Origin of the sequence: Pseudomonas sp. CFBP 13719, from assembly GCF_014842095.1 — a bacterium.
In the GTDB taxonomy this organism is placed as follows: Bacteria; Pseudomonadota; Gammaproteobacteria; order Pseudomonadales; family Pseudomonadaceae; genus Aquipseudomonas.
Genome location: NZ_JACYVB010000008.1, coordinates 79,945 through 96,903, shown reverse-complemented (window position 1 = coordinate 96,903; position 16,959 = coordinate 79,945). Strand labels below are relative to the sequence as shown.

The following is a 16,959-nucleotide window of genomic DNA, read 5'->3' as shown; positions in this document are numbered from 1 at the left end:
GGCCGATGACCGCTCCTACGCAGGTTACGAGGTTGCTCGTAGGAGCGGTCCGTGGCCGCGAAGGGCGCACCGCGGTGGTTCAGACAAACCGCGGCGCTCCTTTCGCGGCCGATGACCGCTCCTACGCAGGTTACGAGGTTGTTGGTAGGAGCGGTCCGTGGCCGCGAAAGGCGCACCGCGGTGGTTCAGACAAACCGCGGCGCTCCTTTCGCGGCCGATGACCGCTCCTACGCAGGTTACGAGGTTGTTCGTAGGAGCGGTCCGTGGCCGCGAAGAGCGCGCAGCGGTGGAGCAGGTGCACTGCAGCGCCTGTTTCGCGGCCGATGACCGCTCCTACGCAGGTTACGAGGTTGTTCGTAGGAGCGGCCGGTGGCCGCGAAAGGCGCGCCGCGGTGGGGCAGGTGAACTGCGGCGCCTGTCTGCTGCCAGGACAGCGCGGCCGATAACCGATAAAGTGCGCGCCCTGTTCATTTCCCGAGGACCCTGCCCATGCCCCAGACTTTCGACATCGCCGTGATCGGCGCCACCGGAACGGTTGGCGAAACCCTCGTGCAGGTGCTCGAAGAGCGTGATTTCCCGGTAGGTGCACTGCACCTGCTGGCGAGCAGCGAATCGGCCGGTGCCTCGGTGGCCTTTCGCGGCAAGAACGTGCGTGTACGCGAAGTCGATCAGTTCGATTTCAGCCTGGTCAAGCTGGTGTTCTTCGCCGCTGGCTCTGCAGTGACGCGCAGCCTGGCAGCGCGTGCCACGGCGGCCGGTTGCACGGTCATCGATCTGTCGGCCGGCCTGCCGGCGTCTCAGGCCCCCAACGTGGTGCCGGAAGCCAATGCCGCCGTGCTGAGCGATCTGCCGCTGCCCGTGCAAGTCGCCAGCCCCAGCGCCGCCGCGACTGCGCTGGCCGTGATCCTGGCCCCCTTGCGTGCTGTGCTGGATCTGCAGCAGGTGCACGTGACCGCCTGTCTGGCCGTCTCGGCGCTGGGCCGCGAGGCTGTCAGCGAACTCGCCCGGCAGACGGCCGAGCTGCTCAATGTGCGCCCATTGGAACCGCAGTTCTTCGACCGCCAGATTGCCTTCAACCTGCTGGGGCAGGTCGGTACGCCGGACGCGCAGGGCCATGTGCCGCTGGAGCGCCGGCTGGTCGACGAACTGCGCGAGTTGCTTGGCATGCCGACGCTGAAGATTTCGGTGACCTGCCTGCAGGCGCCGGTGTTCTTTGGCGACAGCTACAGCATCGCGCTGCAGACCGGCACGACGCTGGACCTTGCGTCCATCAACCAGGCCCTGGCTGCGGCGCCCGGGATCGAAACGGTGGAAGACGACTACCCTACAGCCGTAGGCGATGCGGTAGGCCAGGACGTGGTGTATGTAGGCCGTGTACGCAGCGGTATCGACGATCCCCAGGCGCTGAGCCTGTGGGCCACGGTGGACAACGTGCGCAAGGGCGCCGCTTTGAATGCAGTACAAGTGGCCGAGTTGTTGATTAAAGGTCATGGCTAAAAGATACTTGCCGACAATTTGCAGACAGTTCGCCCGTTTTGCCCAGCTGTTCGCATGTGACAGCGCAAGCTTCTTCTCGCTTGCCGAGGAATGTTCAGACAAGGATTAGGCCATGGTTCAAGTTCGCAAACTGGTGTTAGCAATGGCTGCCGCTTCGGCGCTGTCCTCCGGTATCGCCAACGCCCTGGAGCTGGGTGAGTTGACCCTCAGGTCCGCGGTGAACCAGCCCCTGCTCGCCGAGATAGAACTGCTCGATGTGCGCGGCCTCACTGCCGCCGAGGTGCAGCCGGTGCTGGCCCCGGCCGAGGAATTCAGCAAGGCGGGCGTCGAGCGCCAGGCGTTCCTCGACAGCCTGCGCTTCACCCCGGTGATCAACGCCAGTGGCCGCAGCGTCATCCGCGTGACCTCGACGCAACCCTTGTCGGCGCCCTTGGTGAAGTTCCTCGTGCAGGTCAATTTCCCCAGCGGCCGGCTGCTGCGCGACTACAGCATGCTGCTCGATCCCGCGCAGTTTGCCCCGCAGGCAGCCCAGGCGGCGCAGAATGCACCGCAGCCGGCGCTGAGCGCCCCCGCAGCCAGCGCCAACCAGGCGTCCTACACCACGGGTTCGCGTGACACCCTGTGGGAGATCGCTGCGCGCAATCGCCAGGGCAGCTCGGTCCAGCAAGCCATGCTGGCCATCCAGGCGCTCAACCCCGATGCGTTCCTCGACGGCAACATCAACCGGCTCAAGACCGGGCAGGTGCTGCGCATGCCTGACGCCCAGCAGACCGCGGCCACCGCACCGGGCCCAGCCGTGGCCGAAGTCGCGCGGCAGAATGCTGCCTGGCGCGAAGGCCGTCGCCTCGGTCCGCGGGCGCAACAGGTCGATGCCACGCGCCGTGGCAACGGTGCTCCGGCGCCGGCCGCAGCGCCGCCGCAAGACAACCTCAGCCTGGTGTCAGGCGCCAGCGAGGCCGATGGTCCGGCCGGCGATGCCAGGGCGCTCGACCAGAAGCTCGCCGTGACCCAGGAAGCCCTGGATTCCACGCGTCGTGACAACGAAGAATTGCGCAGCCGCAACGCCGACCTGCAGAGTCAGCTCGACAAGTTGCAGAAACTGATTCAGCTCAAGAACGACCAACTGGCCAAGATGCAGGCGGCGGGCGCCGATGTTCCGGTGCCGGCCGAGGCATTGGCCCCGGCGCAAGCGCTGGCCCCTGCGGATGCCAGCGGCGAGCCTGCCGAGGGCGATCCCGATGCCCCGGTCAACGCCGCGCTGGTTCCGGCACCGGCGGTACCCGGTGCCACCGAGCAGGTCAATCCCGACGCGGCTGCCAGTACCCCGGCCTTGCCTCAGGGTGAGCCGCTGGATGCGACCGGCGACCCGGCCGATGATGCGGTTGCCGAGCAGCCCAGCGACAACTCCACCCTGCTGATGGTGGTCGGTGCCAGTGCTCTCGCAGCGCTGTTCTTGCTCCTGCTGTTGCTGGCCCGTCGTCGCAAGGCGCAGCAGGAGGCGGAGAAGCACATGCGCATGGCCCGTGCGCTGGCCGAAGAGCCCGATCACGGCCCGGATCTCGATTTGCCGCCCAACAGCTTCGAAGAACTGGAGCGCCCGGCAGCAACCGTGCACCTGACCCCGGCCATGGTGGCCGCCTCGGTAGCAGGCGCCAGGGCCAGTGCCGCACCTGCTACCTTCGCCGAGGCGCCCGCGCAGACCGTGCTGCCTACGCCACCGCTGCGCCCCAGCATCGACACCGACGAAGGGCTGTTCGCGGAAGTGGAGCAGAGCATTGCGCGCGGCCGCCTCAACCACGCCGCCGAACTGTTGGAGGCGGCGACCGAGCGCGAGACCAAGCGCAGCGACCTGCGCTTGAAATTGATGGAAGTGTATGGCCTGCAGGGTGACCGGGATGGCTTCGTCGGTCAGGAACGGCAGTTGATCGCCACCGGCCAGAACCATGCGGACGTCGAGCGGTTGAAAACACGTTTCCCTGCCATGCTGGGGGTTGCCGCGGCGGCCGCCGGTGCAGCTGCCACGGCAGCGCAGATGGACGCCGATTACGTCAAGCAGCTGCTGCACGACGAGCCGGGGTCCGCCGATTCGCTGGACGGCACCTTCGACACCGATTTCGACCTCAATCTGGACGACACCCTGGACCCTGCGCCGACGGCGGGCAGTGACATCGACTTCGACACCTTGCTGGCCGAGCAGAAAGCTGCGGCGGGCAACCCGACCAAGGAAGACGACGCGACCTTGCCGGAAGATTTCGATCTGTCGCTGGCTGATGATACCGAGCAGCCACAGGCACCCGAATCGCGCCTGAACGAGATCAATGCCGAACTGGAAAAACTGTCCGACGGTTTTGCCCGCACACCCATGGCCGAACCGTTCGCCGTGCCACCCAAGCCTGAGGATCTCCCGCCGATCGAAGGCGAAGACGATTTCGACTACCTCGACGGGGGAGACGAGGCTGGCACCAAGCTTGACCTGGCCCGTGCCTACATCGAGATGGGCGACAACGACGGCGCCCGCGACATTCTGGGCGAGGTGCTGAAAGAAGGCAGCACCGGGCAGCAGGATGAGGCGCGCGAGATGCTAGGGCGCATCAGCCGGTAACGCGGTGCGGCCGTCGCCGTCTGACGCCCGAACCTGCTCCCACATCTATGCATCGAGGGCCCCATTGTGGGAGCGGGCTCTGCCCGCGAAGGCAGCGCCGCCATTCGATGATCCGGTATAATCGCCGCCATCGCTTAACCAACAGGCTGCAACTTCGTGCAAAACATCGACAACGCGGTCGCCGAATCGGCGGCCGACGGCTTCTATCGCATTGCCCTGGGCGTTGAATACAAAGGTTCGCGCTACCGGGGCTGGCAACGCCAGGCCTCCGGCGTGCGCACCGTACAGGAAACCCTCGAAGACGCTCTGGGCAAGGTCGCCGCATCGCCCATCTCGCTGATGTGCGCCGGCCGCACCGACGCGGGTGTCCACGCCTGCGGCCAGGTGGTGCATTTCGATACCCAGGCCGAACGCAGCATGAAAGCCTGGGTCATGGGCGCCAACATCAACCTGCCTCACGATGTCAGCGTTACCTGGGCGAAAATCATGCCGCCCAATTTTCATGCTCGTTTCAAGGCCATCGCCCGCCGCTACCGCTACGTCATCTACAACGACCAGATTCGACCCGCCCATCTGGGCGAGGAAATCACCTGGAATCACCGTCCGCTGGATGTCACCCGCATGGCGGCCGCCGCCCAGGCCCTGGTCGGTACCCACGACTTCAGCGCTTTCCGCGCCGGCCAGTGCCAGGCCAAGTCACCGATCAAGCAACTGCATCACCTGCGGGTCACTCAGCACGGCAAGATGATCGTCATCGACGTGCGCGCCAATGCCTTCCTGCACCACATGGTGCGCAACATCGCCGGTGTGCTGATGACCATCGGCACTGGCGAGCGTCCGGTCGAATGGGCCGCCGAAGTGTTGCAAAGCCGGGTGCGCCGTACCGGCGGGGTCACGGCCCATCCCTTCGGGCTCTACCTGGTACAAGTCGAGTACCGCGATGAGTTCCCACTGCCCGAGCGCTATATCGGCCCGCACTTCCTGACCGGGTTCGACACACTGGCTGACGTCGCCGACAGCATTTGCTAACATCCGCCGTTCCCCAGCCAAGTCGAGGTACTCGCCGACATGTCAGCCGTTCGCAGCAAAATCTGCGGTATTACCCGCATAGAGGATGCTTTGGCCGCTGCGCACGCGGGTGCCGATGCGATCGGGTTGGTGTTCTATGCCAAAAGCCCTCGGGCGGTGAGCGTGCAACAGGCACGCGCGATCATCGCCGCGCTGCCGCCGTTCGTGACCACCACTGGCCTGTTCGTCAATGCCAGCCGTTGCGAACTGGGTGAGATCCTCGATGCCGTGCCGCTGGACCTGCTGCAATTCCATGGCGACGAAACCCCGGACGACTGCGAGGGTTACCACCGGCCCTACATCAAGGCATTGCGCGTGCGCGCCGGCGATGACTTGCAGGCGGCCTGCCGGGCCTATCGCAACGCCAGCGGTATCCTGCTCGATACCTACGTCGCCGGTGTGCCCGGCGGCACCGGCGAAGCGTTCGACTGGTCGCTGGTGCCCGAGCACCTGGACAAGCCGATCGTGCTGGCAGGCGGGCTTCACGCCGGCAACGTCGCCCAGGCCATCGCTCAGGTCAAACCCTGGGCGGTGGATGTCAGCGGCGGGGTCGAGTCGAGCAAAGGCATCAAGGACCACGGCAAGATCGACGCTTTCCTCAAGGCGGTGCGTGGGGGCGGCATGTGACGGCACGCAGCTCGGCACCGTCCATACGTTTCGCGAAACGCGCGGCACCCAGGTGTGAAGCCTGCGCCACGCTCGCCCACGTATTCGTTTCATATCTGAACACGCTCAAGAGCATGCGCGGGACCTGGCCAGGCCAGTCGTCCCCGGTACTGGAGAAATAAAGCATGAGCAACTGGTTGGTAGACAAGCTGATCCCTTCGATCATGCGATCGGAAGTGAAGAAAAGCTCGGTGCCCGAAGGCCTGTGGCACAAGTGCCCGTCCTGCGAAGCAGTGCTGTACCGTCCGGAGCTGGAGAAGACCCTCGACGTCTGTCCCAAGTGCAACCACCACATGCGCATCGGCGCACGTGCGCGCCTGAACATTTTCCTTGACGAAGACGGCCGCGCCGAACTGGGCGCCGATCTGGAACCGGTCGATCGCCTGAAATTCCGCGACGGCAAGAAGTACAAGGATCGCCTCACCGCAGCGCAGAAACAGACAGGTGAAAAGGACGCGCTGATCTCCATGAGCGGCACCTTGCTGGGCATGCCCGTGGTGGCCAGCGCCTTCGAATTCTCGTTCATGGGTGGTTCCATGGGTGCCATCGTCGGCGAGCGCTTCGTGCGCGCTGCCAACTACGCCCTGGAAAACCGTTGCCCGATGATCTGCTTTGCCGCTTCCGGTGGCGCACGCATGCAGGAAGCGCTGATTTCGCTGATGCAGATGGCCAAGACCTCTGCAGTCCTGGCGCGGTTGCGCGAAGAAGGCATTCCGTTCATCTCGGTGCTGACCGACCCGGTCTACGGTGGTGTCTCCGCCAGCCTGGCGATGCTGGGTGACGTGATCGTTGCCGAGCCCAAGGCGCTGATCGGTTTTGCCGGCCCACGGGTAATCGAGCAGACCGTGCGCGAAAAACTTCCGGAAGGCTTCCAGCGAAGCGAATTCCTCATCGAGCACGGCGCGATCGACATGATCATTTCGCGCCAGGAACTGCGTCCGCGCCTGGGCAGCCTGCTGGCCCAGTTCATGGGCTTGCCGACGCCTACCTACGTCGCTGCCCCGATCGAGCCGATCGTGGTTCCGCCGGCGCCCGCCAACGTATGACCGAGCGCAGCCTGAGCCAGTGGCTCGCCTATCTGGAGCAGCTGCACCCTTCGGCCATCGACATGGGCCTGGAGCGTTGCCGCGAAGTCGCGCAGCGCCTGGGCCTGAGCAAGCCAGCCGAGCGTGTGGTCACGGTGACCGGCACCAACGGCAAGGGTTCGACCTGCGCGTTCATTGCGGCGCTGATGCAGGATCGCGATCTGAAAGTGGGGGTCTACGCCTCGCCGCATCTGCTGCGCTACAACGAACGGGTGCTGATCGACGGCCAGCAGGCTACCGATGCCCAGCTGTGCGAGGCGTTCACTGCCGTTGAAGCCGCACGCGGCGCCACCACACTGACCTATTTCGAGATGGGCACCCTGGCCGCGCTCTGGTTGTTCCAGCGCGCCGGGCTGGATGCCGTGGTGCTGGAAGTGGGCCTGGGCGGTCGGCTCGACGCGGTCAACCTGGTGGATGCAGACGTGGCCGTGGTCACCAGCATCGGTCTGGACCATGCCGAGTACCTGGGGGATACCCGCGAGTCGGTGGCGTTCGAGAAGGCCGGCATCCTGCGCGCTGGCGTGCCGGCACTGTGCGGCGATATCGATCCTCCGCAGCCATTGCTCGAGCAGGTTGCCACGCTGGGTTGCCCGTTCTATCTGCGCGGCCGCGACTACGATTTCACCGTGCAGGGCGATCATTGGTCGTGGCGTGGGGTGGATGTCGAAGGCTACCCGGTCGAGTTGCTGTCGCTGCCAATGCCCAGCTTGCCGCTGGAAAACGCCGCGCTCGCCCTGCAGGCCTACGTGGCGCTCGATCTGCCGCGCGACGCTGCACGTATGGGTTGGGCGCTGGCGCACACCCGGGTGGCCGGCCGCCTGGACCGCCACCGTGTGAGTTACGCCGGCAAGTCGGTCGACATCCTGCTGGACGTGGGTCACAACCCGCACGCCGCTCGCTTTCTGGCCGAGCGTCTGGCGCGTCAGCCTTTGGCGGGCCGGCGTCTGGCAGTGTTCGGCCTGCTCGCCGACAAGGATCTGGCCGGGGTCGTCGAGCCGCTGACAGCCGTCATCGCGCACTGGGCGGTCGCACCGCTGAAAACACCGCGCAGTCGTCCGGCCGCCGAGCTCGATGCCGCGCTCCTGAACCTTGGCGCTGACACGACGTCTCATGGCAGCCTCGCCGATGCGCTCGAAGCGCAGTGCGAAGCCGCAGGCGAGGGTGACGAGATTCTGGTGTTCGGCTCGTTCCACTGTGTCGCCCAGGCCCTGAAATGGATGTATGGCAACGTAGAACGGGAGAACGTGGATGGCATTGCCCAATAAGGTGTTCAAGCAGCGCATGATCGGCGCCCTGGTGCTGATCGCGCTGGCGGTGATTTTCCTGCCGATGCTGTTTTCACGGGAGGATCAAACCGTGCGCCAGGTTCAGGTGCAAGCTCCGGCAGCGCCGCAGGCCCCGGCTGCGCCTCAGGTGCAGGTCGAGCCGGTTGCCGTGCCCGAGCCGCAGATCATCGAGACAGAGCCGGTTCCGGCGCAGGCCGCGACAAAGGCTGCCCCGCCTAGCCAGCCGATCCAGTCGGTGCCTACGACGCCTGCCGCGCCTGTGAAGAAGCCGGTGGAATCGGTGCAGCCTTCCGCGCCCATCGCTGCAGCCAAGGTGCCACCGGTCGCCAAGACGGACACCGCCAGCAAGATCGACCCCAATGGGCTGCCGGTCAGCTGGTCCGTGCAATTGGCCAGTCTGTCCAACCGCGCCGGTGCCGACACCTTGCAGAAGAGCCTGCGCGCGCAGGGCTACAACGCCTACGTGCGTACGGCCGATGGCAAGAACCGGGTGTTTGTCGGCCCGCTGGTCGAGCGCGCCGAGGCCGAGCGTCTGCGTGACGTGATCAACCGCCAGCAGAAGCTGCAGGGGTTCGTGGTGCGTTTCGAACCCGAGCGCGGCTGAGTCTTCGTTAGACGCGAGGCCGTGTCGCTCTCTTCGCGGCCGCTGACCGCTCCCACAAGGGATCGCGGTTGAATGTGGGAGCGGTCAGCGGCTGCGAAAAGCGCGCCGCGGTGGATCAGGTCTACCGCCGTCGCTCCCTTCGCGGCCGCTGACCGCTCCTACGGGGATCGCGGTTGAATGTGGCCGCGAAAAGGGCGCAGCGCGCCCTGCGACAATCGCCGCTTACCCCCGCGCCCGCGCTCTGCTAAAATGCGCCGCCTTATCCGTATGCAGGCCGCACTGTGGCATTTACCTGGGTTGACTGGGCGATCATCGCGATCATCGCCATCTCCGCACTGATCAGCTTGACACGCGGCTTCGTCAAGGAAGCCCTGTCGCTGGTTACATGGATAGTCGCAGGTGGCGTGGCCTGGCTGTTCGGCGGTTCTCTCGCCGGTTATTTCGAAAACTACATCCAGACCCCATCCGCGCGCGTCATTGCCGGGTGTGCCGTGCTGTTCGTGGCCACCTTGCTGGTCGGCGCCATGGTCAACTACCTGATCGGCGAGCTCATTCGCGTTACCGGGCTGTCGGGCACCGACCGCTTCCTGGGCATGGTCTTCGGCGCCGCGCGCGGTGGCCTGCTGGTGGTGGTGGCTGCCGGGCTGATGAGCCTGGGGCCGGTTCAACAGGATGCCTGGTGGCAGGAATCACGCCTGCTGCCGCAATTTCTTTTGGTTGCTGACTGGTCGAAAAACCTCATTCTGGGGATGTCCAGCCAGTGGCTCGCCAGCGGAATCAGCGCACCGGCTGACATTCCGTTCAAGGAGCACCTCTTGCCGGCCAACAAGGCGCAGTGAGTGGTGCTCAGTTCAGATTCATTAAGTAGGGGTTGCGTCGCATGTGTGGCATCGTCGGTATCGTCGGTAAGTCGAACGTCAATCAAGCGCTGTATGACGCGCTAACGGTCCTCCAACACCGCGGCCAGGATGCTGCCGGTATCGTTACCAGTAGCGATGGCAAGTTGTTCCTGCGCAAGGACAACGGGCTGGTACGGGACGTTTTCCAGCAGCGTCATATGCAGCGGCTGGTCGGGCACATGGGCATCGGCCATGTGCGCTATCCCACGGCGGGCAGCTCGACCTCGGCCGAGGCCCAGCCGTTCTACGTCAACTCGCCCTATGGCATCACCCTGGCGCACAACGGCAACCTGACCAACGTCGAGCAGCTGGCCAAGGAAATCTACGAATCGGACCTGCGCCACGTCAACACCAGCTCGGACTCCGAAGTGCTGCTCAACGTGTTCGCCCACGAACTGGCCGTGCGCGGCAAGCTGCAGCCCACCGAGGAAGACGTGTTCGCGGCCGTTACCGACGTGCACAAGCGCTGCACTGGTGGCTACGCGGTAGTGGCCATGATCACCGGCTATGGCATCGTCGGTTTCCGTGACCCGCACGCGATCCGTCCGATCGTGTTCGGCCAGCGCCACACCGACGAAGGCGTGGAATACATGATCGCCTCCGAAAGCGTGTCCCTTGACGTGCTCGGCTTCACCCTGATCCGCGACCTGGCGCCGGGCGAAGCGGTGTACATCACCGAAGACGGCAAGCTGCACACCCGCCAGTGCGCACCCAACCCGCAGTACGCACCGTGCATCTTCGAACACGTCTATCTGGCGCGTCCGGACTCGATCATCGACGGTATCTCGGTGTACAAGGCGCGCCTGCGCATGGGCGAGAAGCTGGCCGACAAGATCCTGCGCGAACGCCCCGAACACGACATCGACGTGGTCATCCCGATTCCGGACACCAGCCGCACTGCGGCCCTGGAGCTGGCCAACCACCTGGGCGTGAAATTTCGCGAAGGCTTCGTCAAGAATCGCTACATCGGCCGTACCTTCATCATGCCCGGCCAGGCCGCGCGCAAGAAATCGGTACGCCAGAAGCTCAATGCCATCGAGCTGGAGTTCCGCGGCAAGAACGTGATGCTGGTGGACGATTCGATCGTTCGCGGCACCACCTGCAAGCAGATCATCCAGATGGCCCGCGAAGCCGGCGCCAAGAACGTCTATTTCTGCTCGGCTGCTCCAGCCGTGCGCTACCCGAACGTCTACGGCATCGACATGCCGAGTGCGCATGAGTTGATTGCGCACAATCGCAGCACCCAGGAAGTGGCCGATCTGATCGGTGCCGACTGGCTGATCTACCAGGACCTGCCCGACCTGATCGACGCGGTCGGTGGTGGCAAGGTCAAGATCGAGAACTTCGATTGCGCGGTGTTCGACGGCAAGTACGTCACCGGCGATATCGACGCGTTCTATCTGAACAAGATCGAGCAGGCGCGCAACGACTCCAACAAGAGCAAGTCGCATGCGGTCAGCGCGATCATAGACCTCTACAACAACTGAATGGGAGCAACGGCATGACACAGGAATGGGATGCCGGGCGACTGGATAGCGATCTCGAAGGGGTGTCTTTCGACACCCTGGCGGTTCGCGCCGGCCAGCACCGCACGCCGGAAGGTGAACACAGCGACCCGCTGTTCTTCACTTCCAGCTATGTTTTCCGTACTGCGGCCGATGCCGCGGCGCGTTTTGCCGGCGAAGTGCCGGGCAATGTCTACTCGCGCTACACCAACCCCACCGTGCGCTCCTTCGAAGAGCGCCTGGCGGCTCTGGAGGGCGCAGAGCAGGCGGTCGGCTTCGCCACCGGCATGGCGGCGATCACCGCCGTGGTCATGAGCCTGTGCAGCGCGGGCGACCACGTATTGGTCTCACAGAGCGTGTTCGGCTCGACCATCAGCCTGTTCGAGAAATACTTCAAGCGCTTTGGCATCGAAGTGGACTACGTGCCGTTGGCCGACGTCAGCGGCTGGGAGCGGGCCATCAAGGCCAATACCAAGCTGCTCTTCGTCGAGTCGCCGTCCAACCCGCTGGCCGAGCTGGTCGACATCACGGCCTTGAGCACAGTGGCTCAGGCCAAGGGCGCCATGCTGGTGGTCGATAACTGCTTCAGTACGCCGGCGCTGCAGCAGCCGCTGGCGCTGGGTGCCGACATCGTCGTGCACTCGGCGACCAAGTTCATCGACGGCCAGGGCCGTTGCATGGGCGGCGCCGTGTGCGGTCGCAGCAAGGAAATGAACGAGGTGCTGGGTTACCTGCGCACCGCTGGCTCTACCTTGAGCCCGTTCAACGCCTGGATCTTTCTCAAGGGCCTGGAAACCTTGAACCTGCGCATGCGTGCCCATTGCGCCAGCGCGCAGGTGCTGGCGCAATGGCTGGAAGCGCAGGAGGGCATCGAGAAGGTGCATTACTCGGGCCTGCCGAGCCATCCCCAGCATGAGCTGGCCAAGCGTCAGACCAAGGGCTTCGGTGCCGTGGTCAGTTTCGAGGTCAAGGGAGGCAAGGAGGGCGCCTGGCGTTTCATCGATGCGACCCGCCTGATCTCGATCACGGCCAACCTGGGCGACAGCAAGACCACCATCACCCACCCGGCCACCACGTCGCACGGGCGCTTGTCGCCGGCCGAGCGCGAAGCGGCAGGGATTCGCGACAGCTTGATCCGGGTGGCGGTAGGGCTGGAAGACGTTGGCGACCTGCAAGCCGATCTGGCGCGTGGGCTCGCTGCGTTGTAAGCGCTTCTTCACGGCCGCTGACCGCTGCTGCGGTGATCCTTGGCATTGCGGGGATCACCGCAGGAGCGGTCAGCGGCCGCGAATGCTTTCCACACCTTCCCAATCGCTCAGGCTGTACCTTTTTCAAAAAAACTTCATACAGGGTATTGACTTAGGTTCGGTACCTGCGTAAATTTCGCGGCCTCAGCGAAGCAAAGGGTGATTAGCTCAGCCGGGAGAGCATCTGCCTTACAAGCAGAGGGTCGGCGGTTCGATCCCGTCATCACCCACCATTTCGTTAGAATGCAGCTGAGAACGCAACAAAGAGCAACACGTGCTGAAGCATGAGAGCACACACTGCGCAGCGGTAGTTCAGTCGGTTAGAATACCGGCCTGTCACGCCGGGGGTCGCGGGTTCGAGTCCCGTCCGCTGCGCCATTTTATACACTGATTCGGTTCGCCGGGTCAGCGATCGAGAACCTCGAAGTTCTTGGTCAACAGGTTTCAAACGGACGCAAGTCCGAGCGATACGCAGCGGTAGTTCAGTCGGTTAGAATACCGGCCTGTCACGCCGGGGGTCGCGGGTTCGAGTCCCGTCCGCTGCGCCATACAAAGCCTCGAGGCCCTTGAACTCCTCGAAGCAAACAAAGAAAGCGACCTTCGGGTCGCTTTTTTTGTGTCTGGATTTTTTCGAGACTCAGTCCTCCTGCACGTTGGAAGCCAGGCTTAGTTGGAAACCGTCCTCCCCGGCTTGACCTGCATTGACGAGCCTTGCCTGATAGATGCTGTCTGGCGAGTAGGCTTTCAGTTCGACGGTGTCGTAATCGAACAAGTGCATCTCGTGTCCCCCGTGACGCAACCCGGCGTATGCCGATCCTTGAGCGCCAATGGTGTGGAAGCCTGGGGACTTGGGTGTGTTTATCATGAACTCCCAGTGACTGCCACGATCAGGAACATAGTTCGCTGAAAAAGTCACACCCCGGGCAGTCTCGAAAATCTGTACATCTTTGAAAACGACCTGTCTGTTTGGAAACTCGCTGGCGTATCTGGCAGGGATATGACTGAACTCCACTGTCAGGTCCGCGACGCTGCCTACGCTGTTCTTCTGATCTCGTTTGACGGTCGAAAAATCAAACGGCTTCAAGTCTTTGGCGTTCATGCTGCACCTCGTATTCAATGAATAAGTTGTTTTAATCATTACCGGTGTTGCAAGCGCAGGGCGCGACCCCCGGTTAAAAAAAGTTAAGCACATGCTGAGAACTTCGACAGGCAGAAGTATGAATATGATTTTTCATATTTAACGTGTGTGAATTATTATTTAGTTCAGCGTTTCCTCAGTGTCGCTTGTTAGGTTTCAACGGGTTTCAACGAGTGCCGCCGGATAGGCTCGAGCCTGCTGCGTTCAAAGAAAATGGCGCATTCGGCGCTGGCCGTTGTCTGAGCGTTATCCCTTCAGTCGCGCACCGGTGCCCCGTCCCATGAGCAGCAAGAACCCCTGTATCAGCGTCTGTAAGTTCACTGACGAGACCTGTATTGCCTGTGGCCGCACCAAGCCTGAGTGCAAGGCCTGGAAGAAGATGGACAAGGACGAGCGTCGCGACGTGAACGCACAGGCGGTGCAGCGCCTGAAAGACATGAAAAGCACCGCCAAGCGGAAAAAGAAGAAAGCCTGAAAAAATCGGCTAGCCTTTGATGCGCAGGCGCTGTGTTGCGCGTATCATTCGCGGCCCTCCGGCGCGCCTGCGCCGAGCAGTATTCAATTCGACCCACCGGGAGGTGCTTACGATGAAAGATCTCGATCAGCAAGACGGCAGCCAGGAAATCGGCCCAGCCGGCGAAAAACTGCAGAAAGTATTGGCTCGTATCGGCGTGGGTTCGCGTCGCGACGTCGAGGCGTGGATCAGCGAAGGCCGAATCAAGGTCAACGCCAAGGTCGCGACCCTCGGCCAGCGCGTCGACCTGCACGACGCCATTACCGTCGATGGCAAGGTGATCAAGCGCGAAGAAGCCTCGGAAACCGTGCGCCGCGTGATCATCTACAACAAGCCCGACGGCGAAATCTGCACCCGCGACGACCCCGAAGGCCGCCCGACCGTATTCGACCGCCTGCCGCGCCCGCGCGAAGGCCGTTGGATCAACGTCGGCCGCCTGGACATCAACACCACCGGGCTGCTGATGTTCACCACCGACGGCGAGTTGGCCAACCGCCTGATGCACCCCTCGTTCGAAATGGACCGTGAGTACGCGGTGCGCGTACGCGGCGAAGTCGACGACGACATGCTGCTGCGCCTCAAGAACGGCGTGATCCTGGAAGACGGGCCAGCCCGCTTCACCGATATCCAGCAGGCACCGGGTGGCGAAGGCTTCAACCACTGGTACCACTGCGTGGTGATGGAAGGCCGCAACCGCGAAGTGCGTCGCCTGTGGGAATCCCAGGGGTTGGTGGTCAGCCGCCTGAAGCGTGTGCGCTTCGGCCCGGTATTCCTCAATTCCGACCTGCCGATGGGTCGTTGGCGCGAGCTGACTCAGGGCGAAGTCGATACCCTGAGCGCCGAAGTGGGCCTGACCGCCGTGGCCATGCCGTCGATGACCACCAAGACCAAGGACAAGCTGGAGCGCATGCAGCGCAAATCCTCGCGCCCGATGGGCCGCGGCGAGCGCGTGCGCACCTTGCGTCCGGCCCACGACGGCGCGCCGTCCACCGATCAGCGCCCGGCTCGCCAGCCGCGCGGCGATTCGGCGCCGTCCAGTGAGCAGCGTCCAGCCCGTCAGCCACGCGGTGATTCGGCTCCGGCTGCGCGCAAGGACAGCGGTCGTGGCAGTGCCGTGGCCGAGCGTCCGGCGGACATGAACAAGCGTCCAGCCAGGCCTGCGGGCAAGCCGGGTGCCAAGCCCGCGGCAAAGCGTCCGGGCATCAAGCTGGTGGACGACGCGCCGTCGGGCAACCGTCGCGGCCCGGCCGCTGGCACCGGTCAGCGTCCCGGCTTCGGCCGTCGCAAGCCCAAGCCTGAGTAAGGACAACTGATGTCCACGTGCGCCAACCTTGCAGGGTTGGCGTTTTTTTGTGGGGTGTCGGTGGGGGCCTCTTCGCGGGCAGAGACCCGCTCCCACAGGGTTTGCCTGCGGCGGACCATTGCACTCTTGATACCTCGAACGTCGAAGAAGTGACTGCTCCCTGATGACTGAACCAAACCAGCTCAAGCGTGGGCTGAAGAATCGCCATATCCAATTGATCGCTCTGGGCGGAGCCATCGGTACCGGGCTGTTCCTGGGCTCCGCAGGCGTACTCAAGTCCGCCGGGCCGTCGATGATCCTGGGCTATGCCATCTGCGGTTTCATTGCCTTCCTGATCATGCGCCAACTGGGCGAGATGATCGTCGAGGAACCGGTCGCCGGCTCTTTCAGTCATTTCGCCCACAGCTACTGGGGCCGGTTTCCCGGTTTCCTGTCCGGCTGGAACTGCTGGGTGCTGTACATCTTGGTAGGTATGTCCGAGTTGACCGCCGTCGGCAAGTACGTGCATTACTGGTGGCCGGAAATACCCACGTGGGTCTCCGCTGCGGTGTTTTTCCTGATGATCAATGCCATCAACCTGACCAACGTCAAGGTGTTCGGCGAGACCGAATTCTGGTTCGCCATCATCAAGGTCGCGGCGATCGTCGGCATGATTGCCCTGGGCAGCTATCTGCTGGTCAGCGGTGACGGCGGCCCTCAGGCCAGTGTCAGCAACCTCTGGGCCCATGGTGGTTTCTTTCCCAACGGTGTAGGCGGGTTGGTCATGGCCCTGGCGATCATCATGTTCTCCTTCGGTGGCCTGGAAATGCTCGGCTTCACGGCCGCCGAGGCCGACAGCCCGAAGACGGTGATTCCCAAAGCCATCAACCAGGTGATCTACCGCATTCTGATCTTCTACATCGGCGCGCTGGTGGTGCTGTTGTCGCTGACCCCGTGGGATGGCCTGCTGGCCAGCCTGAATGCCTCGGGCGATGCCTACAGCGGCAGCCCGTTCGTCCAGGTGTTCTCGATGCTGGGCAGCGACACGGCCGCGCACGTGCTCAACTTCGTGGTATTGACGGCAGCGTTGTCGGTGTACAACAGCGGCACCTATTGCAACAGCCGCATGCTGCTGGGCATGGCCGAGCAGGGTGACGCGCCGCGTGCACTGGCCAAGGTGGATGGCCGTGGGGTGCCGGTTCGGGCGCTGCTGGTGTCGGCGGCGATTACGCTGGTGGCGGTGGCCTTGAACTACTTCGTACCGCAGCAGGCGCTCGAACTGTTGATGTCGCTGGTAGTGGCGACCCTGGTGATCAACTGGGCGATGATCAGCTACTCGCACCTCAAGTTCCGCCAGCACCTGCAGCGCCAGGGCCAGGTGCCGTTGTTCAAGGCGTTGTGGTATCCGTACGGTAACTACCTGTGCCTGGCGTTCGTGGCGTTCATCCTGATCATCATGCTGATGATTCCTGGCATTCGTGTGTCGGTGTATGCCATTCCTCTGTGGATCGGCGGGATGTACCTGTGCTATCGCCTCAAGTCGAACCCCTCGTCCTGACCGGAGCG

The 16,959-nt window shown here is 63.6% G+C and carries 14 protein-coding genes and 3 tRNA genes; 16 read left to right on the top strand and 1 reads right to left on the bottom strand.

Annotated features, from left to right (window positions below; translation table 11 throughout):
* Positions 1-489 precede the first annotated feature (489 nt).
* The 13 genes from IFT57_RS21725 to IFT57_RS21665 all read left to right on the top strand — a co-directional run bounded on the left by IFT57_RS21725 (position 490) and on the right by IFT57_RS21665 (position 13,007).
* The gene (locus tag IFT57_RS21725; protein ID WP_192152634.1) at positions 490-1,497 is read left to right on the top strand and encodes an aspartate-semialdehyde dehydrogenase; all 1,008 of its coding nucleotides are present in this window, start codon (positions 490-492) and stop codon (positions 1,495-1,497) included.
* Between the two features lie 112 nt (positions 1,498-1,609).
* Complete coding sequence (locus IFT57_RS21720; RefSeq protein WP_192152633.1) at positions 1,610-4,099, top strand: FimV family protein; 2,490 nt, start codon at positions 1,610-1,612, stop codon at positions 4,097-4,099.
* Positions 4,100-4,255: 156 nt separating this feature from the next.
* Complete coding sequence (gene truA / locus IFT57_RS21715) at positions 4,256-5,128, top strand: tRNA pseudouridine(38-40) synthase TruA (protein WP_192047667.1); 873 nt, start codon at positions 4,256-4,258, stop codon at positions 5,126-5,128.
* Positions 5,129-5,167: 39 nt separating this feature from the next.
* Positions 5,168-5,794, top strand: a complete 627-nt coding sequence (locus tag IFT57_RS21710) for a phosphoribosylanthranilate isomerase (RefSeq protein ID WP_192152632.1) — start codon at positions 5,168-5,170, stop codon at positions 5,792-5,794.
* Between the two features lie 164 nt (positions 5,795-5,958).
* Complete coding sequence (accD, locus tag IFT57_RS21705) at positions 5,959-6,879, top strand: acetyl-CoA carboxylase, carboxyltransferase subunit beta (protein WP_122476414.1); 921 nt, start codon at positions 5,959-5,961, stop codon at positions 6,877-6,879.
* Complete coding sequence (gene folC, locus IFT57_RS21700; RefSeq protein WP_192152631.1) at positions 6,876-8,183, top strand: bifunctional tetrahydrofolate synthase/dihydrofolate synthase; 1,308 nt, start codon at positions 6,876-6,878, stop codon at positions 8,181-8,183. The genes accD and folC overlap by 4 nt, the downstream gene beginning before the upstream one ends.
* Entirely contained in the window at positions 8,167-8,808 is a 642-nt protein-coding gene (locus IFT57_RS21695; RefSeq protein WP_192152630.1) for an SPOR domain-containing protein, read from the top strand. Before folC ends, IFT57_RS21695 begins: the two co-directional genes overlap by 17 nt.
* Positions 8,809-9,089: 281 nt before the next feature.
* Positions 9,090-9,647: a CvpA family protein gene (locus tag IFT57_RS21690; protein ID WP_122713951.1), complete on the top strand. Its 558-nt coding sequence runs from the start codon at positions 9,090-9,092 to the stop codon at positions 9,645-9,647.
* Positions 9,648-9,688: 41 nt separating this feature from the next.
* Positions 9,689-11,194, top strand: coding sequence for an amidophosphoribosyltransferase (gene purF, locus IFT57_RS21685; protein WP_122476407.1), 1,506 nt, complete (start codon positions 9,689-9,691; stop codon positions 11,192-11,194).
* Between the two features lie 14 nt (positions 11,195-11,208).
* Complete coding sequence (locus IFT57_RS21680; RefSeq protein WP_192152629.1) at positions 11,209-12,420, top strand: O-succinylhomoserine sulfhydrylase; 1,212 nt, start codon at positions 11,209-11,211, stop codon at positions 12,418-12,420.
* Between the two features lie 196 nt (positions 12,421-12,616).
* Positions 12,617-12,692, top strand: a tRNA-Val gene (locus IFT57_RS21675).
* A gap of 68 nt (positions 12,693-12,760) precedes the next feature.
* Positions 12,761-12,837 (top strand) — tRNA-Asp (locus IFT57_RS21670).
* Between the two features lie 93 nt (positions 12,838-12,930).
* A tRNA-Asp gene (locus tag IFT57_RS21665) sits at positions 12,931-13,007 on the top strand.
* Positions 13,008-13,096: 89 nt separating this feature from the next.
* On the opposite strand, the gene IFT57_RS21660 is transcribed toward IFT57_RS21665, so the two are convergent.
* The gene (locus IFT57_RS21660; protein WP_192047672.1) at positions 13,097-13,558 is read right to left on the bottom strand and encodes a hypothetical protein; all 462 of its coding nucleotides are present in this window, start codon (positions 13,556-13,558) and stop codon (positions 13,097-13,099) included.
* A gap of 319 nt (positions 13,559-13,877) precedes the next feature.
* On the opposite strand from IFT57_RS21660, the gene IFT57_RS21655 reads away from it, so the two are divergent.
* The 3 genes from IFT57_RS21655 (at position 13,878) to IFT57_RS21645 (ending at position 16,951) form a co-directional block, all read left to right on the top strand.
* Complete coding sequence (locus tag IFT57_RS21655) at positions 13,878-14,072, top strand: DUF1289 domain-containing protein (RefSeq protein ID WP_192152628.1); 195 nt, start codon at positions 13,878-13,880, stop codon at positions 14,070-14,072.
* Between the two features lie 112 nt (positions 14,073-14,184).
* Complete coding sequence (gene rluB, locus IFT57_RS21650; RefSeq protein ID WP_122800928.1) at positions 14,185-15,414, top strand: 23S rRNA pseudouridine(2605) synthase RluB; 1,230 nt, start codon at positions 14,185-14,187, stop codon at positions 15,412-15,414.
* A gap of 163 nt (positions 15,415-15,577) precedes the next feature.
* Entirely contained in the window at positions 15,578-16,951 is a 1,374-nt protein-coding gene (locus IFT57_RS21645; protein ID WP_122713948.1) for an amino acid permease, read from the top strand.
* The last annotated feature ends 8 nt before the right edge of the window (positions 16,952-16,959 follow it).